This is a genomic window from Nocardioides sp. (genome assembly GCF_024509035.1).
Lineage (GTDB): Bacteria > Actinomycetota > Actinomycetes > Propionibacteriales > Nocardioidaceae > Nocardioides.
Genome location: NZ_JANINT010000427.1, coordinates 18,109 through 18,541, shown reverse-complemented (window position 1 = coordinate 18,541; position 433 = coordinate 18,109). Strand labels below are relative to the sequence as shown.

At 65.1% G+C, this 433-nt stretch carries 1 protein-coding gene; it reads right to left on the bottom strand.

Features of this window, described 5'->3' with window-relative positions:
* Window positions 1-146 precede the first annotated feature (146 nt).
* Window positions 147-433: hypothetical protein (locus tag Q0L15_RS23085; protein WP_296607197.1), on the bottom strand; the 287-nt coding region annotated here is incomplete at its 5' end.

Here is a 433-nt window from a genome sequence, read left to right as displayed (position 1 = left end):
GGTGATTCAACGCCCAGGCGGTGGGTACCGTCCACCGCCGCCGTGGGGCACGTCGTTCGGTTCCAGACTGTCAGAAATCGACCCCACGGTGCACCCCAGCGGAGGTGCAGCCTGCGTGGCGCTCCAGGAGCTTGCAGGATGCAAGATCACGCAAACGCCTCGGGCGGAATCTTGCTGATGATCGCCATCACCTCGGTGTCGAGCCACTGGGCGAGGAGGTGCATGTGCATCCCTGGGTCAGCACCACCCTCGACATCGGCGGCTAGCCCCGCCTTCGCGGCCTCCAGATCGCCCCGCTTGATCGTCCGCCGAGCACCGGGCCCCGCGTGTTCCAGACCGAGCTTGTTGGCGGGCACGCGATTCTCGATCAGCTCGGTGGACAGATAGCGCTCGATACCTACGAAGTCCTCCGACAACTCTGGGTTCACGAGAC